Here is a 23,839-nt window from a genome sequence, read left to right as displayed (position 1 = left end):
CGGGTTGGCCGCACGGGTGGCCCTTGTGGGGTGCCGTGCGGGGAAATACAGGTGTGGCTCCAGAGTGCGGCACTGCTGGCCCCTTGATCCGAAACAAGTGCAAGAATTGAGCACAATCATCAAAGATGCCGCGAGCGAATGACGGAGAATGAGCATTTGAACAATCTGGATGCCACCGACCTGAGGATCCTGCTGGCCCTCATCCGGGACCCCCGGATCCAGGTGGGGGAACTCAGCGACGCAGTGGGGGTTGCCCGGAACACGGCACAGACGCGGGTGCGGCGCCTCATCAGGACTGGCGTCCTCCGGCCCGGCGGGCGGGAAGTGGACCTGGAGGCCGTGGGCTACGACGTTGTGGCCTTCGTGACCATCGAAGTGTCACACCGGGAACTGGACGGCGTTGTGGGAGCCCTCAGGCTGATTCCGCAGGTGCTTGAAGTCCACGAAATTTCCGGACGCGGCGACGTCTGGTGCCGGGTGGTGGCCACGGATACCCACAACCTCCAGTCTTCGCTGCGCCAGGTACTGAGGATCAAAGGCGTCATCCGTACCGAAACGGTGTTGGCCCTGCACACGCACATCCCCTACCGCACCGAACCCCTCATCAGCGGACTGAGCAATTCGGCATCCGCCGGACGCTAGGCTTTCCTGAATGACCATCATCGATAACGCCGTGTACGTGGACGGCGCCCGCCATGCGGAGCCGGAAAGCCTTGAGCAGACGTTCGAAACCCTGGCCCGGCATGGCGGCATGGCGTGGATCGGCCTGTACAGGCCCACCGCAGAGGAGATGGCTGCCGTAGCTGCCGAGTTCGGCCTCCATGAACTGGCTGTCGAGGACGCCATCTCGGCACACCAGCGCCCCAAGATGGAACGCTACGACGACAACCTCTTCACCGTCCTGCGGCCCGCGCGCTACCTCGATGCGAGCGAGACGGTGGAGTTCGGCGAACTCCACATCTTCACCGGAAAGAATTTCGTGGTGACGGTCCGGCACGCTGAGATGGCCGGCGTGGCCCGTGTCCGGCAGCGGCTTGAGGCCCGTCCCGAACTCCTGCGGCATGGGCCCGAAGCGGTGCTTTATGCCTTGCTGGACAGGGTGGTGGACGACTATGCCCCGGTGGTGGCCGGCCTGGAAAACGACATCGACGAGATCGAGGACCAGCTCTTCAGCGGCGATAGCAGCGTTTCGCGCCGGATCTACGAACTGGCCCGTGAGGTTATCCAGTTCCAGCGCGCCATCCACCCGCTGCCGGACATGATGCACCAGCTCAAGCGGGGATTTGCGAAGTACGGAGTGGAAACCGAACTCCAACACAGCTTGCGGGACGTGGAGGACCACGCCGAGCGGGTCATTTCCCGGGCCGATTCGTTCCGGGACCTGCTGCAGAACGCCCTGACCCTGGACGGGACCCTCACCGCCAACCGGCAGAACGAAGCAAGCGCCGAACAGAACGAACAGGTGAAGAAGATTTCCTCCTGGGCCGCGATCCTGTTCGCCCCGTCCTTCGTGGCAGGGGTCTACGGCATGAACTTTGACCATATGCCCGAACTCCATTGGGGTTTCGGCTACCCCATGGCGCTTGTCCTGATGGTGGCCGCCGCAGGACTCATGTACGGAATCTTCAAACGCAAGGGCTGGCTGTAGCAGGGCGGTACCTCAACAGCCTCGGGCGGTACGTGGGCGTCACTCCTGCCCGGGCCGGGACAGCGGCGGGTGGATGTACCGGTCGCTTGCCGTAAACATCGCAGCGGGCGCTCCCCCGGTTGCAGCACGGACCTTCCTTCCGGTGTCTTCCAGCTGGGGTGTCATTTTGCGGGTGAAGTTTCCTGCCGCCAGCGGAGCATTCCACACTGCCTCGTAAACGGTGCGCAGCTGGGTGAGCGTGAACTCTCCGGGGAGGAGCCGGGCTGCGACTGTGGTGTATTCCATCTTGCCGGCCAGCCGCTGCAAGCCCTCCGCTAGGATCTGCGAATGGTCGAAAGCCAGGGATTCCCCGGTGCTGCCGGCGAGCATTTCGTGGACCGGGTACCAATCGGCGCCGGCGGCGTCGGTCCCGGCCGAGACGGCGGGAAGGCTTGTGCCGTCCGTTGCCAGCAGGACCAGGTGGGCAACGGAAACAACCCGCATCCGGGGGTCGCGGCCAGGGGCGCTGTATGTCGCCAGCTGTTCGAGGTGGACCGGCAGCGTACCCAGGTCCAGCCCGGTTTCCTCGGAAAGCTCGCGGCCGGCGGCTGTCTCCGCTGATTCCCGGGGCCCGACGAATCCCCCCGGCAGGGCCAGCCTGCCCTTGAAGGGGTGGGCGCCGCGGCGGACCAGGGCTGTGTGGAGGACCCCGCCGGTGACGGCGAAAACCACAAGGTCTGCAGTCAGGGCGAAGGACGGGTAGTCACCGGGCCGGTAGGACTCAAGATAGTCCCGCTCGGCGTTGGAGTCGTTCATGCCGGCGCGCCTTCCAGGACGGTCCGGGTGGCCCAGGGCGGGGAGGCGAAGCCGTTCCGCTGGGCCAGGATCAGGTCAATGACGTCAGTTGCGGTTTTCATGCGCCGTTCGTGGCTGCCGGTGACCAGGATCCAGGAGTGTCCCTCCGCGGTCAGGGTCTCCTTGAACCACTCGGTCATCTCGGCACGGCTGTGCTCGCCCTCCCGCCAGCCGTCGTCCTCGAACGGCACACCTTCATCGTCGGTGACCAGGTAGAGATCCCGGCGCGGCAGTGTATCCATTGCGTGATAGGAGCCGTAGCTGCGCTCCCCCAGGTAATACCGTTCCCACAAGGTGGTGGCCAAGGCGTCGGTGTCGGCGATGACCAGCGGGCAGGTATCGGCCGCCGCGTTTTCCAGCTGGTTTTGCCGGGCACCGATGACGCTGAAGTCCCGCGCGGTCCACACCATGTCGGCCAGTTCGGCATCCGGCTTCACGGCCCGCAGGGCGTCGAACTTCCCATAGGTGTAGTCGCGGCCGTATTCGGGCACGTCGGCGATCAGCGGGAACCGTGCCCGGTAGTGGTCCATCAGGGCCCGGGCGAGCGTGGTGGTGCCAGTGGACTCCGCGCCCACAACGATGATCCTGGTGGCCAAGTCCTGCCGTGCCGGGGCCAGTACATAAGGCCACGCCGCTGCGGGATCGTCACGGCAGATAGTGCCGCTGATCGGATATGTGGTCCGGGACTGGTCGACGAGAACGTGTTCGGCGCCGAAATAGCCCGCAAGCCGGGCGCCGTAGGCCTCGGAGCTAAAGACGGCGTCGACGGCGGTGATTCCGTGGGACTTCAGAGCCAGGCGCATGAGCTCGTTCTGGGCTTTCCAGATGGCGTCGGCGTGGTAGTCCTCCGGGCAGTCGTTCGGCATCGCGATGACCTGGACGTTGGTGTCTTCAAATTCGGCGGCCAGCCAACTGGCACGATCGGCGACGGTGATGGACTCAAAGCGGGTGCCCAGCACCAGGACCGCCACCTTTTCGGACTGCGAGGCGGCTGTGGCAATGAGGTGGGCGTGACCGGCGTGGGGAGGGTAGAACTTGCCGATGACCATGGACTGGGTGAACATTGTCAGGCTCCTGCCGGGACGGTGATCACGGGGGCCTTCCCGGCGGCCCGGGTACGCTTCCAGCCGCTGAGCCCGTAAATGCAGAGGGCAAGGAATCCGATGTAAAGGATCGCTGTCAGGGCCAGCCCCCGGGTGAAGTACAGCGGAATGGAGACCACATCGATGAGGATCCAGACGTACCAGTGCTGGAAGATCTTTCTCGCCTGCCAGTAGGTGGCAACCAGGGAGGCAGTCAGGACAAAGGCATCCGGCCATGGCACCTGGGAGTCTGTGCCGTGCGTCAGGATCATGGCCACGGCGGCAGTACCGGCCAGGGTGGCACCGGCGCCGAGCAGGGTTTCCTTGCCCGTGGCGTCCCGGATGGGCAGATCATTGCTGGCCTCGGTGGCAGAGCTTCCGCGGACCCAGTTGAACCAGCCGTAGACGGCCACGGCAGCGAAGATGACCTGAAGGACCGTTTCCCCATAGAGGCCGGCACCCAGGAACAGGATGATGAACGCAACGTTATTCACGATTCCCACCGGCCAGTTCCAGAGCTTTTGCTTCGCGACGCCATAGACGCATGCCGCACCTGTGACGAATCCGATGACCTCGATCCAGCTGACGGGAGAACCGAGGAGATTTGGCACTGCTGCGGAGTTCATCCAGTCGAGTATGACCGTCATCGCCGCTTCCTTCCGTAATTATCAAGTAGATAATTACAACCTAGCCGTTAATTATCAAACTGACAACTAAGGGGGTCGAAGATCTGTGCGTCCGTTCACGCTGGGATGATGTTCCCGCAAAACAACGAAGGCCATCCCGGCAGGATGGCCTTTGTGAAACGAAAACTGTGGAGCTAAGGAGATTCGAACTCCTGACCTCTTCGATGCGAACGAAGCGCTCTACCAACTGAGCTATAGCCCCGGAACGGTGCGACCTTTTGGCACGGTCTGTACCGGTGCCCCTAGGCTACACATTTTTCCTGCCCCAATGCCAACCGACATTCCCGGCATCGCTCATGCCTGCCCGGCGGCCGGTATCGGGCCCCGCGGCCGGAGGCTAGGCCCTGCGGCGCTGCAGGACGTCGTCGAGGTTGCTGAGGGCGCTCTGCGCCTTGGTGAGCTGCTGGGCGTCAACAGGTGCCGCGCCGGTAGCGCCCTGCTTCAGGGACGGCTTGCCGACGGCCTTCGGTGCCTCGGGAAGCTCAAGCGGCTTGGGCTCCGGCCGCTCGGCCTTGGCAGCCTCCACGTACACAGGTTTGGGGACTTCGACAGGCTGCCAGGGCGTATTGGACGGAACGTCCGACGCCGGTGCTGCCGCGCTGGTATCGCCCGCGGCCACGGCTACGGCAATGGCTGCTTCACGCAGTTCCACGGCGGTCAGTGGCTTGGCCTGGGGCTTGTGGGCCTCAGCGTCGAAGAGCGGGCTTTCCGGGCGGGCAGGCAGCGGTGCCGTTTCCGGCTTGGGCGGAATCCGGTCGAGCGGTGTGGCCGTCCGGGACGGCGCGCTCATGGCCGAGCGGAACGCTGCGTTGACCTTCGCCTTGCGGCTCCGGACGGCGAGGGTGCGCAGAAGGATGACGCACGCCGCAGTGAGCGCCAGGCAGGACAGCGGCAGGATGGCGGAACCAAGGCCGAAGGGCAGCAGGACGCCGGAGACGAATGCAGTGATGAGCGAGAGGAATCCAACGAGTGCGATGGATGTGCGCCCGTAGTGGATGCGCAGCCGACCGTTGGCTGCAGCGGTGGGCCCGGCAGCGGGTGCGCCGCTCTTCCTCGTATGCATCGTTTTCTCCTGCTTGGCGGCGACGTTCAGGACCATGCCTTGCGGCCGCTCCGGTTTCTCCTCCGCGGGTGCGGCCGCCATGGCATCGCCGGCGGGCTGGAGCTGGTGCCTGCGGTTCCGGAGGACGTAGGGGGCAACCCACACAATCCAGAGCACGACAGCAACCACAAGGATCACAGAGCTGCTAAGGGGGAAGTCCACACTCAAAACCGTATGAGCATCACCACTGCCACAGTGGCATTGGTTGCGGTGTGTCGCCGGGCGGTTGCCAAATGAGTGGAATTAAGACGTCCGGGACGCCAGCCAACGCGGCAACAGGCCGTCCGGGACTTCTTCGGAGGTCAATGCAAACGACCGGTGGTCCGCCCATTCACCATTGATGTGCAGGTACCGGGGCCGGTACCCTTCGTCGCGGAATCCCAGCTTTTCCACGACCCGCAGGCTGGGCCGGTTTTCGGGCCGGATGTTGATTTCCATCCGGTGCAGCCCCAGGGTCTGGAAGCAGTGGTCGGTCACCAGGGCAACCGCCGTCGGAGCGATCCCGTGGCCCGCCCGTGCCTGGTCCACCCAGTAACCCAGCGTGGCCATCATTGCCGAGCCCCAGAGAATGGATGACACCGTCAATTGGCCCACGATGTGCGGGCTCCGGCTGCCGGCCACGCGCTCCGTAATGAGGAACGGCAACGCCGTGGACTGGGCCGCCTGGGAGTTCAGCGAACGTACCATCTGCCGGTAGTCCGGCAACCCTCCGCGCGGATCGGGGTTGGACGCCTCCCACGGCGCAAGCCACTGGCTGTTCCGTGACCGCACGTCGGTCCATTCTTTCCGGTCGCGGTAGCGGATGGGCCGCAGGACCAGGTCACCGCATTCCAGCGTGACCGGCCAGATGGGACCGTAGCGCACGGTGTTACTTGGAAAGTTGGGCGGCGAAGCCCGGCAACCACTCCCGCAGGCCCGGGCCCAGGTCATCACTGTCGACGGCCAGCTGCACGCAGGCCTTCAGGTAGCTCAGTTTGTCACCGGTGTCGTAGCGGCGTCCGCGGAACACCACACCATAAACGCCATAGCCTTCACCCTCGCCGGTGGCAAGCTCCTGCAGGGCGTCGGTCAGCTGGATCTCGCCACCACGGCCGGGGCCGGTTTCCTCCAGCACGTCGAAGACAGCGGGGTGCAGCACATAGCGGCCGATGACTGCCAGGTTGGACGGTGCCTCGTCCGCTGCAGGCTTCTCAACGAGCCTGTTGATCCGGACGTAGCCTTCGCCGTCGATCTCTTCGATGTCCGCGCAGCCGTAGGCGCTGATCTGGGACGGATCCACTTCGATAAGGGCAACCACCGAACCGCCGGTCTTGGCCTGCACGTCGATCATGGTTCCCAGGAGCTCGTCCCTGGCATCAATCAGGTCATCACCCAGGAGCACCGCAAAGGGCTCGTTGCCCACGTGCTGGCGGGCACGCAGCACGGCGTGGCCGAGGCCGTTGGGGTCGCCCTGGCGGACGTAGTGGATGTCGCCAAGGTTGCTGGCGGCCTGGATGGACTCCAGCTTCTTGGTGTCACCCTTGTCCGAGAGGGTGGACTCGAGCGATGGGACACGGTCAAAGTGGTCCTCGAGTGCCCGCTTGTTGCGTCCCGTAATCATCAGGACATCGTTCAGTCCGACTCCAACGGCTTCCTCCACGACGTACTGGATGGCAGGCTTGTCCACCACAGGAAGCATCTCTTTGGGCATAGCCTTGGTGGCGGGAAGGAATCGGGTGCCCAGCCCCGCAGCGGGGATGACGGCTTTGCGAACTCTCGGGTTACTGGTAGTCACCGGACTAATCTAGCGTCAGCGGCAAGCATTAAGTAATCAGCCGTCCGGTCCCGGCGCGGACCTGCACATGAACCCGCCGCCCGCGGCAATGGAGGGAAAACCCATGACCGAACATCAGAACGGCGCCAAGGACGGCATCCGGACCGCCCACCGCGCCCGCCGCGCCGGACTCCCGCCGTCGGCCTTGGAGGAGGCCGGCCTCGCCCTCGCCGAACATGGCACAGCCTGGGCCGGCTCCCTTGCGGACGGCAGGACCGCAACCTTCTGCGTCTACCTGGGCGTCGGCGTCGAACCCCCCACCCTGCCGCTGATCCAGGCCCTCCACGCCCGCGGACACCGGGTGCTGCTGCCGGTGTGCGAACCCGCGCGGGAACTGAGCTGGGTATTTTGGTCTCCCGGCATGCCATTTGCCCGCAGCCGCTACGCGCCCGTCATGGAACCTGACGGGCCGCGTCACGGGCCGGATGTGGCCGGCGGGGCGTCCGGGCTGTTCATTCCGGCCACTGCTGTTGATCTTTCCGGAAACCGGATCGGCCAGGGCGGCGGCTACTACGACAAGTTCCTGGGCCATCTGGACACTGCCGGGAAGCATATTCCGCTCGCCGCTGTTATCTACGACGAAGAACTCCTGCCTGCCGGGCGGATCCCCGCCGAGGAGTTCGACCGCCCCGTTCCGGCCGTCCTGACTCCGGGCGGACTGCGGGTCCTGGCAGGCGCTCCCTGAACCCGGACGGCCGGTGGACGGGGATGATAGAATTAGCACTCAGGCCCTGCGACTGCTAACGGACCACCAGTGGAACGGGTGGCAGCACGGGACCTCTCGTTTGCCCCAGAGGAGGAGCACCAGTGCCAACATATGCTTACGCCTGCAAGGATTGCGGCCATGCTTTTGACATCGTCCAGTCATTCTCGGACAGTTCACTGACGTCCTGCCCGGAATGCGAAGGGACGCTGCGCAAGAAGTTCAACAGCGTGGGCGTCGTGTTCAAGGGATCGGGCTTCTACCGCACTGACTCCCGCGACTCCAAGGGCAGCACCGTCTCCGCAGCACCTGCTGCCCCGGCAGCCCCTGCTCCGGCGCCCGCCCCGGCGGCTGCCGCGAGCTGACACCGGTCCGCACCGGTCACCCACGCACTTTGGACTGCCAGCGGCCCCGGACCTGAGGACAGCACCACGTTGTCCACATAGGACCGGGGCCGCTGTCGTCTGCCATGCCTGCCCACCTAGCGTGAAGGCATGCCTGCACATCCCCTTCGTGCCCACCGCAGACCGTCAGTCCTCCAAGCCCAAAAGGGCGCTGCCGCGTCACGGCGCGGCAGCCCGCTGACCCGCGTGGCCGGATGGCTCAACCGCAACCGGCGCCTCGCGGTGGCCCTGCTTCTCTGCGCAGCGGCGTCCATGACGGTCCACCAGCTCACCCCCGCGCCGGCGAGCACTGTCACAGCCCTGTCCGCGGCGAGGGACCTGCCCGCCGGAACAGCTGTCACGGCCACGGACCTTGTTCCGGTGCGGGTACCGCCCGGGCTGCTGTCCGAGGGCATGCTGGCTGAGCAGGCTCAGGCGGCAGGCAAGCAGTTGGCAGCGCCGCTGCGGAAAGGGCAGCTGGTCACTGACGTCCAGCTCCTGGGCCCGGGGCTGCTTACCGGCACTCCCCCGGGGTCGGCCGCCGTTCCCTTGCGGATGGCCGATGCCTCATCCGTTCAACTGGTTTCGCCCGGGCAACTGGTGAACGTCGTCCTGACATCCGGAAACGGGTTCGACCAGCAGGGACCCTCGGAAGTCCTCGCCTCGGGGGTCCCCGTCCTCTGGACCGCGGCCAAAGGTGGCCATGGCGGACAATGGCTGGGCACCGCAGAAACCGACGGCCTGATCGTGGTGGCGGCCACCGCTGAGCAGTCAGCGCGGCTGGCGGGGGCGTCCACGCAGGGCAAACTGTTTTTCGTCCTGGTAGGACCGCCGTCGTGACCGGCCCTGCCGTGTCCGGCAGGGCATGACAATCACGCCCATGGGCCTACGTGCCGTCAGCCCCAGTGCGGGGGCTTCTGCTCCTTCAACCATGCATCATGGTCGTCGTCGCGATCGCCCCATGCCCGCGGGTCATCTTCCGCGGCGGTCTTGGGCAGTACGCCCTCCACCCGGCCGTGCGCTGCCGGCGGGCCGGCCTCTTCCGCAGGCGCGGCATCGCCGGAACTTGTGGCGCGTTCGGTGTCGGCCGCGTCCGCTGTGCTCTCCGCGTCCTCCGGATTTACTGCGTCCTGCGGCGTCACGGCATCTTTCGGGGTCACGGTGTCAGCCTTCTCATTCTCTGGTGCTGCAGCGGCGTCGTCGGCGCCGGTTGATGCTGGATCGTCCTGGGCTTCATGACGTTCTTCACCCCGCGCGGCGCCACGCCTGAACCCCGGCCCGATAGTGTCCGGATGCGGAAGCGACGCAGGCTGCGCGGCGTCGATTCCATTCAGCGCCTGGTGGACGTCATCGTCAAGGAAACCGGCGGACTCGGCCGTGCGGCCTGGAAAGACCACCCGTTCCAGCCCCAGGTACCCTGCAATGCGGTCTGCGCAGGCCGAAGGATCGGTGAACACTTCAATGGTCCACAGCGGCATGTACCGCCAGCCCAGCCGCTCCAGCATCTGCGGGCGCAGCCGGCTGCGCTCACGCACGCTCATGGTGCGGTACTGCTCGGTACCGTCGGATTCGATGGCCACCGGCCAGGGAAGGTCGGCCTCATCCTGGCCCATGGTGCCCAGTGGGTCCGCTGCCGCCACCACGTCGATGACGCCGTCGTACTGGTGCCACACCCGGGCGCCCCGTGCACGAAGCCTGTCGCCGAGGTCGGCAACGAGCGGGTCGGCGCCGAGCGCCTGCTCGCTGGCAGCCGCCCGGGACGCCGGAGTGCCGAGGTCCGTGTTGCCCGAAATTTCGCGGTCAAGGAGCGCGTACAGGTCCTGGGCACCGTGGGACAGCCTGGTGTGGTCCAGGTCCTCCGGGCGGAAGCACGTCAGAACGTGGATGGAACGGCGGGCACGTGTCATGGCCAGCGCAAACTTCTCCCGGCCGCCCTCGGCGGAGAGCGGGCCGAAGTTGTGAAGGGCACGCCCGTGGGGCGTGCGCCCGTAGCCGGGCGAGAAAATGACATGGTCCCGCACCAGCCCCTGCGCCCGTTCGAGGTCGACAACCCGGAAGGACTCCGGACCCGCGCCGAAGAAGCTGGCCAGCCCGGGGTAGTTGGGCAACTGGAGCCGGATGGACTCGCCGATCCTCGCGGCATGCCGCAGGCTTGCTGTGACAACCGCCAGGGACGTCCTGGGCCGCAGCCGAGCGTGCTCGAACACCAGCTCCACCACGCGGTTGACCTCGGCTACCACGGACTCCACGCCCTCGTGGTCGGCGCTGGGCAGGCCGGTGCCGTCCGGCAAGTACTCCACGAGCAAGGACCGGTCCAGCCCAGTGGCCGACTGTCCCTCGGGAAGGCGGCGGAGTCCGCCGTCGTAGAAGTTCCTGCTCAGCTGCAGCACCAGGTCCTCGTCCACGCCGCGGTAGACGTTGGTGAGCTGCCACACCGGCAGCACGGCGGAGAGGGCTTTGAAGGCGCTCTCGACCCGCTGGTGCGCGGACTCGCCGGGCGCGAGCCGCTCCACTCCCACCGTGAAGCTGCGGGGACTGGCGATGCGGGCGTCGCCGAAGGCAATGACTTGCCGGGCGCGGGCGATGGAAGGCAGGACCGCCTGCAGGCTTGTGGCTTCGGCGTCGAGGATCACTACGGCGTCGAAGTGCTGTTCCGCAGGAAGGAGTCCGCTCATGAGGTAGGGGCTCACCGACCAGACCGGAACCAGCGTGCCGATCAGGTCCGGCGCCTGGGCGGTCAGCGCGGGCAGTGAAACCCGGCCGTCCTTGAGCAGGCTGCGCAGGAGGCCGGCCTGCCGGGGCTGGTCCCCGATGGCTGCCCGCCAACGCTCCGCCAGGTCCCAGCGCAGGCGTGCTGCACCGCTGGCGATGTGGGCGTTGTCCGCGAGCCGGTACTCGGCTTCCAGCTGGCGCAGGGCATCGCCGTCGGACATGGCGAGGTAGTCGTCTCCGCTGATCATGGCCTCAAGGGCTGACTGCCACCAGGCCAGTTCAAGTTCGGCAGCCACCGATCCGGCAGGAACTTCACGTTCGGCGAGGTCGGCCAGGAGCTCGCCCAGGCCGTGCTCCCGCATGTTCTCGATGAGGAGCGTCCGCTCGGGGAGCGTCTTGAGCGTGTCTGTGTCCGCAACCAGCCGCTCCAGCCGCTCCAGGAGCTCTTCGTAGCGGACAGTGGACAGCGCCCCGCCCCCTGCCGTGTGCTTCAGGCACTCACCAAGGCTGGCCAGCTCCTGGTCAAGTTCGCGGTACAGGGCGTTCATCTCCGCCAGCCCGGAGGGGACGGCAGGGTGCCGTTGGGTGGTGGCGTAGCCTGCCCAGCGGGCACGCTGTTCCTGGACCAGGACCAGGGACGTGTGCAGGTCTGCGATGTGGACGCCCGGCCGGACGTACTCCTTGGCCACGCGGCGGAGCCGCGACCGCTGCATGGAGGTCATTTCGATCCCGCGTTCCCGCCGCCAGGCCGAGGGTGCGGTGGCGGAAATGAGGTCGGTGACCGGCCGGTCGAAGATATCCGGTGTGAACTTGTCCAGGCTTTCGCGCACGGCGACCAGCAGCTCCAGCTGCTCGCCCCATTCGGCGAAGGATTTGCCAAGCCGGATTTCCGCGTGCTCGGCCACGGCATTCATCCGCTCCCGGAGCACGGGAAGGCTCTTTGCAATGGCCCGGACCAGGTCCTGGGCTTCTTCCGTTTCCTTGCGTGTCAGGAGCCGGGCGCCATGCCACGGGCTGGTGGTGGAGGCCTTGCTGAAGCTGCCCAGCTCCGCTGCCCGCTGGAGCCGGCCCGCGAGTTCCTCCCGGTCTCGGATGCTGTCAAGGACGCTTCGCTTCAGCCGCACGGTGGTGGCGGGTGCGGGATAAATGGAGGTCAGCTCGGCCAGCGACTGCATGGCCTGGTAGGGCGAGCAACCCCACCGGTCGCGGACATTGTGCAGGGACGCCACGTGGTCCATCAGCGCGTGGCGGTGCTCGGTCAACGTGCTGTGCAGGTTCCCCAGCTGTGGCTTGAGGGACTTCTCGTTCCGGACAATGGCGCGGACCAGCTGTGACTTCAGCTGCTGCGCGGTGACATTCCCGGACAACTGGAACAGGATCGATTCGAGGCCCAGGGCTTCGAGCTGGCCGGAAACCTCGTTCAGGCTGGCGCGCCGGTCCCCTACCACCAGGACGGTCCGGCCCGCGTCCACCAGGGCGCCGATGGTGTTGATGGCCGTCTGCGTCTGCCCGGTTCCGGGCGGGCTGCTGACCACCAGCGAGTCGCCGGCACGGGCGGCGTCCACCACATACTGCTGGTCCGTGTCAGCGTCCAAAAGGAGCAGTTCGTCCTGGGGATGCCGGCTGTCCAGCGGGGGGAAGCGGGAGGGATCCGGGGCTTCGACATCCACCACTTCGCCGCCGCCGGCCGTGGCCAGGGCGGAGACGATCGGGTTGGAGTCGTTGATCCATGGGTCGTCAAGGTTCCCGGAAAGGTCCGCAAACGTTGACACCAGCAGGTTGTGCTGCGCTTCGGCGCCGTGGATGGGGCGGATGAGCGTACCCAGCCGGTCCAGGACGGGCTGGGGATCGAAACGCGCTGTGCTGTACGCGAGCCGGGTGACGGCGTTGACGTCGAAGACAATGCCGTGGACGGACTTCAGGTGGCGGACCAACGCGGGGTTGATGTGTGCCTGCTCTGTCAGCTGGAGCTCGTAGTCGTCTTCCCCGGGCCGGACGGTGAGGGAGATCGCCGTGAGCATGACGGGCGCGGACACCCGTTGCGGTTTGCCTCCGACGGCGGATGTCCACACCACGGTGCCCGCGGAGAGGTACCCTGCGTCGATGCCGCGGTCGTTGGACAGTTCGAAGATCTTGGACCGGATGTTGCGGGATGCCCTGGCAGCCACCACGTACTGCTGCTGATCGCGGATCAGCGTGGACAGGCGGGTGCGGCGCCCGGCCATGAGCTGGGCCAGGCCAGAGGGGTGGGCAGAGGTGAGGTCTATGGAACCTTCGGGCGTCTTGGTGAAGCGCAGCATTGTGTCTGCCCCGGTGACGGGTTTGAGCCCGGACAGCCATTTACGAAGCTCTTCCGAGCCTTCCGGGTGGCCTTGACCTACTGACACTTCTGCCTTCTTTTCTGCGTTTGCACGTGACGCCCTGGACCATACCGGCATAGGTTCGAGAGTAGCCGCTTCCGCGCCCGGACTGAGAGACCGCAACACTGGAGCAGCGAAATTAGGGGTTTTTCACAGCAAGACAGAAATGGCCGGCCTCCGTCAACGGAGGCCGGCCACTTCAGGATGCTATTCCCACTCGATGGTTCCCGGCGGCTTGCTGGTGACATCGAGCACGACGCGGTTAACGCCGTCCACCTCGTTGGTGATCCGGTTGGAGATCCGGGCCAGGAGGTCATAGGGCAGGCGTGACCAGTCAGCCGTCATGGCGTCCTCCGAAGAGACCGGGCGCAGGACGATGGGGTGGCCGTAGGTGCGGCCATCGCCCATGACGCCGACGCTGCGGACGTCCGCCAGCAGCACGACGGGCATCTGCCACACTTCGTTGTCCAGGCCTGCGGCGGTGAGCTCGGCGCGGGCGATGGCGTCGGCCTTGCGCAGCAGGTCCAGGCGCTCCTTGGTGACGTCGCCGACGATCCGGATTCCAAGGCCGGGGCCGGGGAACGGCTGGCGTCCCACGATCTCCTGGGGCAGTCCCAGCTGGGCGCCCACGGCACGGACCTCGTCCTTAAACAGGGCCCGCAACGGCTCAACGAGCTCAAACTGCAGGTCCTCGGGGAGGCCGCCCACGTTGTGGTGGCTCTTGATGTTTGCTGCACCTTCGCCGCCGCCGGATTCGACGACGTCCGGGTACAGGGTGCCCTGGACCAGGAACTTGATCTTCTCGCCGTGCGCGGCGGCCTCGGCGATGATGGCCAGTTCGGCTTCTTCGAAGGCGCGGATGAATTCGCGGCCGATGATCTTGCGCTTGGTTTCGGGATCGCTCACTCCGGCCAGGGCCGAGAGGAAGCGCTCCTGCTCGTTCGCGATGTAGAGCTTGACGCCGGTGGCGGCGACGAAGTCGCGCTCCACCTGTTCCGCTTCGCCTTCGCGGAGCAGGCCGTGGTCAACGAACACACAGGTGAGCTGGTCGCCCACGGCGCGCTGGACCAGGGCCGCTGCGACGGCGGAATCGACGCCGCCGGAGAGGCCGCAGATGACCCTGGCGTCGCCGATCTGGTTGCGGATGCGCTCAACCTGCTCTTCGAGGATGTTCCCCGTGGTCCAGTTGGGCTCGATCTTGGCGCCCTTGAAGAGGAAGTTTTCCAGCACCTGCTGGCCGTAGGCCGAGTGCTTGACCTCGGGGTGCCACTGCACGCCGTAGAGGCACTTTTCTTCGTTGGCGAAGGCTGCAACCTCGGCGCCGGCAGTCGTGGCCAGGACCTCAAAGCCCTCCGGAGCCGCGTGCACGGAGTCGCCGTGGCTCATCCAGGTGTTCTGGTGCTGGGGCATGCCCTCGAGCACGGAGCGCCCCTCGCCCAGGATGGTGGTCTGGGTGGAGCCGTACTCCCGGAGGCCGGTCTTGTCCACCTTGCCGCCCAGTGCGTTGGCCATGGCCTGGAAGCCGTAGCAGATGCCGAAGACGGGTACGCCTGCTTCGAAGAGATCGGCACCCACGCTGGGGGCGCCGTCGGCATAAACGCTGGAAGGTCCGCCGGAAAGGATGATCGCGGCGGGGTTCTTGGCGAGGAGCTGTTCGGTGGTGTAGGTATGCGGAACCACTTCCGAATACACATTCGCTTCCCGGACGCGGCGGGCAATCAGCTGCGCGTACTGGGCTCCATAGTCAACAACCAGCACCGGCTTCTGGGAAGTCTGGGATGCAGTGGGAGTAGTCACCGTACTAGCCTACGTTGCGGCGTTGCACCGGCGCACCTTGAGACGCCGCGCTGTGACGGAGCAAACGTCCGACGGCGGGTGGACGGCACGGCTGCGAACGCAGCCAGCGCCGGGGTTCGGTACCGCCGGGGTTCAGTACCGCTGCGGCGCCTGCGGGTTCGCGGCGAGCTCGGCTTCCACATCGGCATGGAACTTCTTCTCGACGATGAAGGAGAGGAAAGGGACCACGCCGCCCAGGGCCAGCAGGATCAGCTTGAGGAACGGCCAGCGCATGAGCGACCAGAGCCGGAAGTTCGAAATCAGGTACACCACGTACATCCAGCCGTGGACGATCAGCACCGTGATGGACAGGTTGACGCCGTTAAGGACCCCCGGCGGCTCGGCGTCGGCAAAACCGAAACCGAAGGGCTGCCCGGTGGTGGCGTTGGTGCCGCCGGCAAAGAGGTACTGCCCGAAGCCGTACCGCGCTACCAGCTCGGCGCACAGGAGCAGCAGCATGGCGCCGGTCAGGTAGGCCAGCACCTTGTAGAACTTCAGGGCCGACCGGATCTGTGCCTCGGTGCCGCCGAACCGGCGCTTCCTGGGGGCGGCTTTCCCGGCCGTGTCGTTTCCGGTGGCCGGCTTCGGATCAATCATGGCTGTACCTTTTGCTCGGTGTGTTCAGGCTGCCGGGTGGTCCCTGGCTGCTGTTCTGGTTCATGCGGTTCGGCGTGGCCGTCGAGGGCATCTTCGAGGTCCCGGTGGTAGTCGTCCTTAACCAGGCGCCACCAGATGAAGAAGGCGAACCCGGCGAAGACCACCCACTCAAGGGAGTAGAAGAGGTTGAGCCAGTTAATCTGCTGTGCGGGCGGCTGCGGGCCGATCTCCAGCGGGAGGAGGTCCCCCGGGACGGCGGCGGCGCTCACGTCCGTCCCCCCGACAACCTCGGCGGTGGCAGCCACGAAGCCCGGGTAGCTGCTGATTTCCCAGTCGTTGATGAGTTCGGCCACGGAAACCGCTGTGGCTTCGCCGGGGTTGGCGGCTTTACCGGCCAGGGGCGCTTCGGAGGGCAGGAGCCGTCCGGTTACCTGCACGGAGCCCGACGGCGGCGCGGTCGCCTCAGCGGAGTCGGCCACCCAGCCGCGGGCCACCGGGATCCACGTCCGGGGCGACGCAGCGGAACCGGTCAGGGCGGGCGCGCCGTCCACGGCGAAAGCGGAAACAACCCAGTAGCCGGTCTTCCCGTCGTGCAGGCGGCCCGGGACCAGGACCTGCTTGGCGGGATCATAGGTTCCTGTGGCACTGACCATCTGGTCGGCGTCGGACCCGTGGAAGAACTCGCCCGGCTGGAGGGTGTCCGTCAGCGGCTGGACCTTCTCGGTGTCCGGGTTCACGGGCATTTCCGGGCTGGTGGATCGGCCGAACTGCCACTGGCTCAGCAGCACGAAGACCCCGGACACGGCGATCGCAAAGATGAATCCCGCAATCCATCGGGGCTTAAGGGCTGTTTTCCACACGTCTTAACCGTACTTCGTAGTTCTGTAGAACAACTAAACGCCTGAGCTGCGGGCACGCCCGCCAGCTCCGTCAGTGGTCGAAGAACACCAGGCTGGAGTTGATGAGTTCGGCGATCACTTCGGCGTCGTAGGCGCGGCGCAGCGATTCGCGGAACGATTCCTTGGACAGCGACCGCGCCAGCGTGGCCAGGACCTCGAGGTGGTCTGAAAAGGAACTGGCGGGGGTGGCGATGAGCAGGATCACGGTGGCTGGGCCGTCGGCAGCGCCGAAGTCCAGGGCATGGCCATACTTGGTGATGCCCACGGCGATGGAGGTGCGGGCGACGAACTCGCTGCGGGCGTGCGGCAGGCCGATGCCGCCGGGGAGTCCGGTGGCGAGTTGGTGTTCCCGGGCATTGACGTGCCGGAGGAACCCGTCGAGGTCGGACACCCGGCCGGCTGCGAACAGCCGCTCGGACAGCTGGGCGGCGGCGTCGTCCTTGTCCGTGGCCTCCAACTCCAGGATGACCATGTCCGGGGTGGTAAGTTCGGCGTCGTACGGGTCAAGCGGTTCCGCCAAGGCGTGTCCCTTCAGTCAGCAGCGCCGGCCATCCTCCCCTCAGCGCAAGGGCACGATGTCTTCCACGCCCAGGCGGGCGGCGTCTGCGGATTCGTCATCCGGCTGTTCCTGGCTGAGCCGTTCCGCCTCAACCCTGGCAATGTAGTGCCGGACTTCATTTTCGCGCTGAGCGTCGCTCCAGCCGAGGACGTCACCCATCAGTTTAGCGACAACCGGAACAGCGGACACTCCGCGGTCCCAGGCCTCGATGGAAATGCGCGTCCGCCGGGTCAGGACATCGTGGACGTGCCGTGCGCCTTCGTGTGTGGCTGCGTAGACCGCTTCGGCCTGCAGGTAGTCGTCCGCTCCCGGCAGGGGCTCGGCCAGTTCAGGATTTTCAGCGATGAGGGCAAGCACTTCCGGGGTCATGGAGCCGTAGCGGTTCAGCAGGTGCTCGATGCGGGCAACGTGCACGCCTGTTTCCTCGGCCGTCCGGTTGCGGCGGTTCCAGGCTGCCCGGAAACCGCTGGCGCCCAGCAGCGGGATGGTCTCGGTGCAGCTCGGCGGCACCCGTTCGTCCATGGTGCGGGTGGCCTCGTCCACCGCGTCCTTGGCCATCACGCGGTAGGTGGTCCATTTGCCGCCGGCCACCACCACCAGCCCCGGCACGGGGTGCGCCACGACGTGCTCGCGGGAGAGCTTCGCGGTGGAGTCATTCTCGCCGGCCAGGAGGGGCCGGAGCCCGGCGTACACGCCTTCAACGTCTTCCCGGGTCAGCGGCCGCTTCAAGACCTTATTGACGTGCTCAAGGATGTAATCGATGTCCTTGCTGGTTGCGGCGGGGTGGGCCTTGTCCAGGTGCCAGTCCGTGTCAGTGGTGCCGATGATCCAGTGCCTGCCCCAGGGGATGACGAACAGCACGGATTTTTCGGTGCGCAGGATCAGTCCGACGGTCGACTGGAAGCGGTCCCTCGGCACCACCAGGTGGATGCCCTTGGACGCGCGGACCTTCAGCTGTCCGCGGTCCGTGACCATGGCCTGGGTTTCGTCGGTCCAGACGCCCGTGGCGTTGATGACCTGCTTGGCACGGATGTTGAACCGGGAGCCGTCCTCGCGGTTTTCCACCTTGGCGCCTACCACCCGCTCGCCTTCGCGGAGGAAGTCCACCACCGCCATCTGGTTGACGGCATGGGCTCCGTAGTGCGCAGCAGTTCGGACCAGGTTGGCGACGTACTTGGCGTCATCCACCTGCCCGTCGTAGTAGCGGATGGAACCCACGAACGCGTCATCCTTCAGGCTCGGCGCAGCCCGCAGGGTGCCGCGCCTGGACAGGTGCTTGTGGAAGGGCACGCCGCGGCTGTGGCCGCTGGAGACGGACATGGCGTCGTACAGGGCGATGCCCGCCCCCACGTAGGGCCGTTCCAGGAAGGGCTTGGTCAGCGGGTAGAGGAAGGGAACGGGCCGGGCCAGGTGGGGCGCCAGTTCGGAGAGCAGCAGACCGCGTTCCTGCAGCGCCTCCTTGACCAGGGCGAAGTCCAGCATTTCAAGGTAGCGGAGGCCGCCGTGGATGAGCTTGGATGAGCGGGAGGACGTTCCGGCCGCCCAGTCGCTGGCCTCGACGATGCCCACGCTCAGGCCGCGGGTGACGGCGTCCAGCGCCGCTCCGGTTCCCACGATCCCGCCGCCAACAATCAGGATGTCCAGCTCCTGGCCGGGTTCCGTCGTGGCGCGCAGCCGCTGGATGGATGCTTCCCTGGCTTCCGGGCCCAGGGCCCCGCCGCCTGCAGGATCAGTCTTCATTGAACGCCTCCAGTGCCTCAAGTGCCGGTAGTAGAACTACCCTACTTGTTTGGGGCACGCTTGGGCAGGGCGCCGTTCGGGCACCCTGCCGGAGTGCGTGGGGGTCAGTTTCCTTCGTAAGGCGAAACCACGACGTCGACCCGCTGGAATTCCTTCAGGTCCGAGTAGCCGGTGGTCGCCATGGAGCGGCGCAGCGCACCGATCAGGTTGGACGTTCCGTTGGTGTGGTGGCCCGGTCCGAAGAGGACTTCCTCCATGGGTCCGACGGTTCCCACGTTCGCCCGGTCCCCGCGCGGGAGTTCCAGGTGGTGCGCTTCCTGGCCCCAGTGCCAGCCCTTGCCGGGCGCTTCTTCGGCGCGGGCCAGCGCACTGCCCAGCATGACGGCGTCCGCACCCATGGCGATGGCCTTGACGATGTCGCCGGAGGTGCCCATGCCGCCGTCGGCAATGACGTGGACGTACCGGCCGCCGGATTCGTCCATGTAGTCCCGGCGGGCTGCGGCGACGTCGGAAATCGCCGATGCCATCGGCGCGTGGATGCCCAGGGCGCGGCGCGTGGTGGTGGTTGCCCCGCCGCCGAAGCCGACCAGGACACCTGCGGCGCCCGTGCGCATGAGGTGCAGGGCGGGCGTGTAGCCGGCGGCCCCGCCGACGATCACGGGGACGTCGAGCTCGTAGATAAACTGCTTGAGGTTCAGCGGTTCGTGGTCCTTGGAGACATGCTCGGCGGACACGGTGGTGCCGCGGATCACGAAGATATCGACGCCGGCAGCCAGGACGGTCTTGTAGTGCTCCTGGGTGCGCTGCGGGGTGAGGGCGCCGGCAACGGTGACGCCTGCTTCACGGATTTCGGCCAGTCGGGACGTGATGAGTTCAGGCTGGATGGGGGCCTGGTAGAGCTCCTGCATCCGGCCGGTGACGGCGGGGCTGTTGGTCTCGTCCTCCAGGGCACTGATTTCATCCAGGACCGCCTGTGGGTCCTCGTACCGGGTCCAGAGCCCTTCAAGGTCCAGCACGCCCAGACCGCCCAGCTTGCCGAGTGCAATGGCGGTCTGCGGGGACATGGCTGAATCCATGGGGGCGGCGATGACCGGCATGTTGAACTGGTAAGCGTCAATCTGCCACGAGACGGAGACATCCTTGGGATCGCGGGTGCGACGGTTGGGGACAACAGCTATGTCATCCAGGGAGTAGGCACGACGCCCACGCTTGCCACGGCCAATCTCGATCTCGTAAGTCACTGCTCTAGGTTATCCCAGCCTCTCCGCTCCCAACTGCCGCGCCAGCCTCTGTCACCTAGGCTGGGAGTGGAATTCCGGCATTGCTGACCCGAAAGGCCGTTGATGACTTCTGCGTTGCCCGGACCACACAGCCGTGGACGGTCTCGCCGGTGAGAGGTCCGGAACCCTCCCGGGCGGGCCTGCCCGACCATCCCCTCGACTACTGGCTGTCCCGGGAACTTGCGGCGGTGGCCCCGCCAGAGGCGCCGACACGGCTGCGGCAACTGGCCGATGACCAGGCGGCCCGCGCGGCCGCCTGGAGCGGCGCCATAGCCGGCGGCCCGGTCCTGGCGCTGAGCGGCGTGCTGTTTTCCGTCGTGGCCCGGAACAGTGTCCCAGTACTGGTGCTGGGCGCACTGGGGGCGGCGCTCGTGGTCCTCGGGGTGGCGCGCTGGAAGCGGGTCCGCAGCACCCTGCCGGATACGGACAAGCAGCTGATCGTCCGGGGACCCGGAAGTGCCCGCGGCGGGGCGATGACGGTCGTGGTGCTGGCCGCGGTGCCGGGCGCGGCCTTCGTTCCCGCGATGCTGTCGTCCGCCGCCCGGGAGGCGGGAACGGCCGGAGTCCTCCTCGGAGCCTACCTGCTGTTCCTGGCCCTTCTGGTGGCGTGCATTGCTGTGCCGGCGGCAGTGCTGGGCCGCGGCCGGCGCTCCTTCCGGCGTCGTGTCCTGGCTGATCCGGCACTGCGGCAGGCGGTGGAACAGGACCTGGCTTCCTGGCGTGACCCGTTCGGCAACGCAGCCTACGGCCCGCTGTGAGGCCCACCGTGGATACAGTGATCCGGTGAACGGGCACTGGGTTTTCGACGGACACATAGCCGGCGTGGGCACCATATCAGGCCTGCGCGCCGTCATCGGCCTGTGGCGGCAGTCCCCCTTTGGCGCCTTTGCCGACGTGATGGTGCAGGAAGCTTCAGGCCACCGGCTCCTGCTGGCGCCCACACCCCTCACCGCAGAGTTCATCTCCTCCACATACAGCTTCGATGAGGCAAAGGTGGTGGACGTCCGGGCGCACCTTGGTCAGGAGTCCTTGACGGTGCGCGCGGGCCCGCTCGGCATCGACGCAGCAACCGGCCGGCGGGCCTTGCTCGGGACGGCGTTGAAGGCCTTGCCCCGCAGCCTCGCCGTGAGCACCCGATGGCTCCGGGCCATCAGCCCTCTGGCCGCGCTGGCGGTTCCGGGCGCCCGGACCTTTGGCTCAGCCGGCAGCGGCCGGACCGAGTTTTACGGCGTCAGCGACCTGCACCACATTGAGTCTGCCTCCGTAAGTTGGCACGGGCAGGACGCTGGAGCGATGGCACCGATCCGCCCGCCGGTGACGTTCGGCTTCAGCAGTGTTCCGCCCCGCCCCGGCATCGCCCGCGTGCGCACCACCATCGTGGGCAGTACTGACGGCCGGTAGAACTCCCCATCGCGGCGTCAGCGGCCGGTGCGTAAGCTGTGGGACTGGAGCACACCAAGTGTCAGGAAAATCGGGGGAACATCGTGGCGCCAGGAATTTATGGAGCAGACATTGCCGAACTGCGGACATTGTCAAAGTCGCTGGCCTCATCGGGCACCAGCCTGAAACGCGTTGGAGCCTCGGTCACGTCCCTGGTCCAGTCAGCTGCGTGGAAAGGCAGGGACGGTGAGGCCTTCCGCGGTGAATGGTCCTCCACCCTCCTTCCGCTGCTCCACAGGACGTCCGCCTCCTTGCAGGACCAGTCTGCAGCGTTGTTGAAGCACGCCGACGAGCAGGAACAGGCCAGCTCGTCCGGCAGCACGTCCACAGGTCCGTCAGCACCGGCCCCGCCCGCGGGCAGTACCGGCGGCGGCCAGGGTCCGGGCGAACCGGGCTGGGGAGATGCTTTCACCGACCCGAATTACACCCATGCCCCTTCCGGAGTGGAATGGCTGCTGGAGACCCTTGGCGTGGACGATGGCAGCGGGGCCTCGGGAATCGCCAATGCCCTGAAGTTCGTTGCGGACAAGTTCAGCTGGAACCTTGACCTCGCCGATGTCCAGGCCGGGGTCAGCAAATTCTTTGACGGCATGAAGATCGCCGGCAAGGGCCTCGCCGTGCTGGGCGGCCTGCTGGGCGTCCTCGACATAGCCTCAGGCGTTGAAAACCGGGATCCGTTCCGGGTGGCTGACGGCGTGGTGGGCGGCGGCCTGGCTGTTGCCGCGGGCGTTGCAGCCGCCACCGGAGTAGGGCTTCCCGTTGCTGCCGCCATCGGCGGGGCCGGACTGCTGTGGGGTCTCGCGTCCATGGTGTCCGGGGATGTCCCCGTGACCAAACGGATCTGGGATTTCGGTGCCGGCGTGGTGGGCGGTGTCCGGGACTTGGCCGGCGGCGCCGCTGACGCCATCGGTTGGGTGGGCGGTAAGCTCGGATTCGGCTAAAGCACAGTCTGCCCCCGTCCCGCCCTGCACAACCAAGAGACCGAAAGCACATGACTGAACACTCCCTGCCTGATTCCGCATACCGGATCACCAGCCACGAAATCCTCGCACTTCTCTCCTTCACGCCGGGGCAGGGATCAGACCTTGCCCGGCGGGTCCTTGGCCTGGAGCAGCTCCCTGATGACCACGATCTTGTCCGGGCAGGCGTGGGCACGCTCAGGGTAAGGGACACGGCCGCCGTCGACGGCGAGCAAGTGAGCCTGCGGGGACCCGCGCAGTTCCTGGCTGGCGTCTTCAGCACCGCCACGGCGTGGTTCGACGTCACCCGTATCGGGCCTGATGCCGTGGCTCCGTCCTATATCGCTGACTCGCCCGCCGGCCGGGTGGCCCTGTTCCTTCAGCCGCTGAGCGAGTACGTCTGCCTGCCGATGAACCGCGAGGCCTCCGTCCTGGACGTGGTGGAGGCGACGGTGGACGACGCGGTGCAGGGCGCCAGGCACCCCGACGGCGGCATGGTCAGCGCACGCCGCTACTCCCCCGGGCAGCCCCCCAAGGTCGCCAACGTCAGGATCGCAGCTGACGGGGCCTTTCACCTTGCTTCGGAACCGCTGGACGCCGACGGCCAACTGACCGTCCGCGCCCTGGACACCGGTGAACAGCCGGGTCCGGTGGTCCGGGCCCTGCTGGCGGAAGCACAGTGATCGGCTCGGCACCACCACTGGAACCCCGCGCGGAGGCACTGGGGTTTGCCCAGCGCCGCAGCTGGGTGTTTTACGCCTGGTGGTACCCGGCCGTCCTGGGCCTCGCCGGCGTCGTGCATGTGTTCCTTGCGCTGCTGGTGGGAGCGGACCCGGAGCTGGGGACAGTGTTCCTCATTATCGGTGCTGTACTTTCCGCCCTTGGGTGGGCCGTGACGGCCGCACCGCGGTTCACGCGCAAGGACCCCAAGCCTGCGTCCGACATCCCACGAATCGACCAGGGCGTCCGCATTACCCCCGGGATTATCTGGACCATCCTTTGCGGGACGGCCGTGATTGTCCTGGCCCTCGTGCTGTTCACCCCCAAGGGAGCAACGGCCGAAGCCGCCCCGCTGCTGTCCCTGCCGGTCAGTTTCGCGTGTGGCGTTGCCGGCGGCCTGGCCTACACCCGGACGCTGATGGTCAACAGCGGCAGCATGTACTCACGCTGGCTGCATCGCCGGCAGCCGCCGCAGGGCAGCTGAGG

23 protein-coding genes and 1 tRNA gene are annotated in these 23,839 nt (G+C 66.7%); 10 read left to right on the top strand and 14 right to left on the bottom strand.

The window, feature by feature from the left end:
* Nucleotides 1-156 precede the first annotated feature (156 nt).
* Nucleotides 157-642: an Lrp/AsnC family transcriptional regulator gene (locus tag UC32_RS02630; RefSeq protein ID WP_235423566.1), complete on the top strand. Its 486-nt coding sequence runs from the start codon at nucleotides 157-159 to the stop codon at nucleotides 640-642.
* A 10-nt stretch (nucleotides 643-652) separates the two neighbouring features.
* Entirely contained in the window at nucleotides 653-1,648 is a 996-nt protein-coding gene (gene corA / locus UC32_RS02625; RefSeq protein WP_045729655.1) for a magnesium/cobalt transporter CorA, read from the top strand.
* A 39-nt stretch (nucleotides 1,649-1,687) separates the two neighbouring features.
* Here corA and UC32_RS02620 read toward each other — a convergent pair whose 3' ends face one another.
* The 7 genes from UC32_RS02620 to galU form a co-directional block, all read right to left on the bottom strand.
* A complete protein-coding gene (locus UC32_RS02620) occupies nucleotides 1,688-2,443 on the bottom strand; it encodes an NUDIX hydrolase (RefSeq protein ID WP_045729654.1) in 756 nt (251 codons plus the stop codon).
* Nucleotides 2,440-3,546 (bottom strand): AAA family ATPase, encoded by a 1,107-nt coding sequence (locus UC32_RS02615; RefSeq protein ID WP_045729653.1) that lies wholly within the window; start codon nucleotides 3,544-3,546, stop codon nucleotides 2,440-2,442. Before UC32_RS02615 ends, UC32_RS02620 begins: the two co-directional genes overlap by 4 nt.
* A gap of 2 nt (nucleotides 3,547-3,548) precedes the next feature.
* The gene (gene pnuC, locus UC32_RS02610; RefSeq protein ID WP_045729652.1) at nucleotides 3,549-4,211 is read right to left on the bottom strand and encodes a nicotinamide riboside transporter PnuC; all 663 of its coding nucleotides are present in this window, start codon (nucleotides 4,209-4,211) and stop codon (nucleotides 3,549-3,551) included.
* Between the two features lie 168 nt (nucleotides 4,212-4,379).
* Nucleotides 4,380-4,452, bottom strand: a tRNA-Ala gene (locus UC32_RS02605).
* A gap of 135 nt (nucleotides 4,453-4,587) precedes the next feature.
* Complete coding sequence (locus UC32_RS02600) at nucleotides 4,588-5,490, bottom strand: hypothetical protein (RefSeq protein WP_045729651.1); 903 nt, start codon at nucleotides 5,488-5,490, stop codon at nucleotides 4,588-4,590.
* 105 nt (nucleotides 5,491-5,595) lie between these two features.
* Nucleotides 5,596-6,216 carry a GNAT family N-acetyltransferase gene (locus UC32_RS02595; RefSeq protein WP_045729650.1) on the bottom strand — a complete coding sequence of 207 codons (621 nt, stop codon included), beginning with the start codon at nucleotides 6,214-6,216 and terminating at the stop codon, nucleotides 5,596-5,598.
* A gap of 4 nt (nucleotides 6,217-6,220) precedes the next feature.
* Complete coding sequence (gene galU, locus UC32_RS02590) at nucleotides 6,221-7,126, bottom strand: UTP--glucose-1-phosphate uridylyltransferase GalU (RefSeq protein ID WP_045729649.1); 906 nt, start codon at nucleotides 7,124-7,126, stop codon at nucleotides 6,221-6,223.
* A 103-nt stretch (nucleotides 7,127-7,229) separates the two neighbouring features.
* On the opposite strand from galU, the gene UC32_RS02585 reads away from it, so the two are divergent.
* From UC32_RS02585 to cpaB, 3 genes are all read left to right on the top strand, one after another.
* Nucleotides 7,230-7,850, top strand: coding sequence for a 5-formyltetrahydrofolate cyclo-ligase (locus UC32_RS02585; protein WP_045729648.1), 621 nt, complete (start codon nucleotides 7,230-7,232; stop codon nucleotides 7,848-7,850).
* A gap of 122 nt (nucleotides 7,851-7,972) precedes the next feature.
* Entirely contained in the window at nucleotides 7,973-8,233 is a 261-nt protein-coding gene (locus UC32_RS02580) for an FmdB family zinc ribbon protein (RefSeq protein WP_015937748.1), read from the top strand.
* Nucleotides 8,234-8,362: 129 nt separating this feature from the next.
* Nucleotides 8,363-9,091, top strand: coding sequence for a Flp pilus assembly protein CpaB (cpaB, locus tag UC32_RS02575; protein ID WP_045729647.1), 729 nt, complete (start codon nucleotides 8,363-8,365; stop codon nucleotides 9,089-9,091).
* Between the two features lie 56 nt (nucleotides 9,092-9,147).
* On the opposite strand, the gene UC32_RS02570 is transcribed toward cpaB, so the two are convergent.
* From UC32_RS02570 to UC32_RS02540, 7 genes are all read right to left on the bottom strand, one after another.
* Nucleotides 9,148-13,401, bottom strand: coding sequence for a DUF4011 domain-containing protein (locus UC32_RS02570; RefSeq protein ID WP_045729646.1), 4,254 nt, complete (start codon nucleotides 13,399-13,401; stop codon nucleotides 9,148-9,150).
* A 129-nt stretch (nucleotides 13,402-13,530) separates the two neighbouring features.
* On the bottom strand, nucleotides 13,531-15,120 hold the full coding sequence (gene guaA / locus UC32_RS02565; RefSeq protein ID WP_045729645.1) for a glutamine-hydrolyzing GMP synthase: 1,590 nt from the start codon (nucleotides 15,118-15,120) through the stop codon (nucleotides 13,531-13,533).
* A gap of 132 nt (nucleotides 15,121-15,252) precedes the next feature.
* Nucleotides 15,253-15,756 (bottom strand): DUF3817 domain-containing protein, encoded by a 504-nt coding sequence (locus tag UC32_RS02560; RefSeq protein ID WP_045729644.1) that lies wholly within the window; start codon nucleotides 15,754-15,756, stop codon nucleotides 15,253-15,255.
* Nucleotides 15,753-16,616, bottom strand: a complete 864-nt coding sequence (locus UC32_RS02555) for an SURF1 family protein (protein WP_045729643.1) — start codon at nucleotides 16,614-16,616, stop codon at nucleotides 15,753-15,755. Before UC32_RS02555 ends, UC32_RS02560 begins: the two co-directional genes overlap by 4 nt.
* 70 nt (nucleotides 16,617-16,686) lie before the next feature.
* Nucleotides 16,687-17,175, bottom strand: coding sequence for a PTS sugar transporter subunit IIA (locus tag UC32_RS02550; protein WP_015937754.1), 489 nt, complete (start codon nucleotides 17,173-17,175; stop codon nucleotides 16,687-16,689).
* Nucleotides 17,176-17,214: 39 nt separating this feature from the next.
* On the bottom strand, nucleotides 17,215-18,954 hold the full coding sequence (locus tag UC32_RS02545; RefSeq protein WP_045729642.1) for a glycerol-3-phosphate dehydrogenase/oxidase: 1,740 nt from the start codon (nucleotides 18,952-18,954) through the stop codon (nucleotides 17,215-17,217).
* Between the two features lie 104 nt (nucleotides 18,955-19,058).
* The gene (locus UC32_RS02540) at nucleotides 19,059-20,195 is read right to left on the bottom strand and encodes a GuaB3 family IMP dehydrogenase-related protein (protein ID WP_045729641.1); all 1,137 of its coding nucleotides are present in this window, start codon (nucleotides 20,193-20,195) and stop codon (nucleotides 19,059-19,061) included.
* Nucleotides 20,196-20,275: 80 nt separating this feature from the next.
* Between UC32_RS02540 and UC32_RS02535 the strand changes: the two genes are divergently transcribed.
* From UC32_RS02535 to UC32_RS02515, 5 genes are all read left to right on the top strand, one after another.
* Nucleotides 20,276-20,992: a hypothetical protein gene (locus tag UC32_RS02535; RefSeq protein ID WP_082071875.1), complete on the top strand. Its 717-nt coding sequence runs from the start codon at nucleotides 20,276-20,278 to the stop codon at nucleotides 20,990-20,992.
* A 25-nt stretch (nucleotides 20,993-21,017) separates the two neighbouring features.
* A complete protein-coding gene (locus tag UC32_RS02530) occupies nucleotides 21,018-21,635 on the top strand; it encodes a hypothetical protein (protein WP_045729640.1) in 618 nt (205 codons plus the stop codon).
* 83 nt (nucleotides 21,636-21,718) lie between these two features.
* Nucleotides 21,719-22,615, top strand: a complete 897-nt coding sequence (locus tag UC32_RS20005) for a hypothetical protein (protein WP_152642531.1) — start codon at nucleotides 21,719-21,721, stop codon at nucleotides 22,613-22,615.
* Between the two features lie 50 nt (nucleotides 22,616-22,665).
* The gene (locus UC32_RS02520) at nucleotides 22,666-23,316 is read left to right on the top strand and encodes a hypothetical protein (RefSeq protein WP_045729639.1); all 651 of its coding nucleotides are present in this window, start codon (nucleotides 22,666-22,668) and stop codon (nucleotides 23,314-23,316) included.
* Entirely contained in the window at nucleotides 23,313-23,837 is a 525-nt protein-coding gene (locus UC32_RS02515) for a hypothetical protein (RefSeq protein WP_045729638.1), read from the top strand. The genes UC32_RS02520 and UC32_RS02515 overlap by 4 nt, the downstream gene beginning before the upstream one ends.
* Nucleotides 23,838-23,839: the final 2 nt, after the last annotated feature.

The sequence above is a fragment of the Pseudarthrobacter chlorophenolicus genome (assembly GCF_000962805.1).
GTDB classification, from domain to species: domain Bacteria; phylum Actinomycetota; class Actinomycetes; order Actinomycetales; family Micrococcaceae; genus Arthrobacter; species Arthrobacter chlorophenolicus_A.
This window is presented reverse-complemented; position numbering and strand designations above follow the sequence as displayed.

Excerpts from the sequence above, each read along its gene's own strand:
- corA (WP_045729655.1), top strand. The coding sequence starts at position 653 with ATGACCATCATCGATAACGCCGTGTACGTGGACGGCGCCCGCCATGCG.
- UC32_RS02620 (WP_045729654.1), bottom strand. The coding sequence starts at position 2,443 with ATGAACGACTCCAACGCCGAGCGGGACTATCTTGAGTCCTACCGGCCC.
- UC32_RS02615 (WP_045729653.1), bottom strand. The coding sequence starts at position 3,546 with ATGTTCACCCAGTCCATGGTCATCGGCAAGTTCTACCCTCCCCACGCC.
- pnuC (WP_045729652.1), bottom strand. The coding sequence starts at position 4,211 with ATGACGGTCATACTCGACTGGATGAACTCCGCAGCAGTGCCAAATCTC.
- UC32_RS02585 (WP_045729648.1), top strand. The coding sequence starts at position 7,230 with ATGACCGAACATCAGAACGGCGCCAAGGACGGCATCCGGACCGCCCAC.
- cpaB (WP_045729647.1), top strand. The coding sequence starts at position 8,363 with ATGCCTGCACATCCCCTTCGTGCCCACCGCAGACCGTCAGTCCTCCAA.
- UC32_RS02570 (WP_045729646.1), bottom strand. The coding sequence starts at position 13,401 with ATGCCGGTATGGTCCAGGGCGTCACGTGCAAACGCAGAAAAGAAGGCA.
- UC32_RS02560 (WP_045729644.1), bottom strand. The coding sequence starts at position 15,756 with ATGATTGATCCGAAGCCGGCCACCGGAAACGACACGGCCGGGAAAGCC.
- UC32_RS02545 (WP_045729642.1), bottom strand. The coding sequence starts at position 18,954 with ATGAAGACTGATCCTGCAGGCGGCGGGGCCCTGGGCCCGGAAGCCAGG.
- UC32_RS02520 (WP_045729639.1), top strand. The coding sequence starts at position 22,666 with ATGACTGAACACTCCCTGCCTGATTCCGCATACCGGATCACCAGCCAC.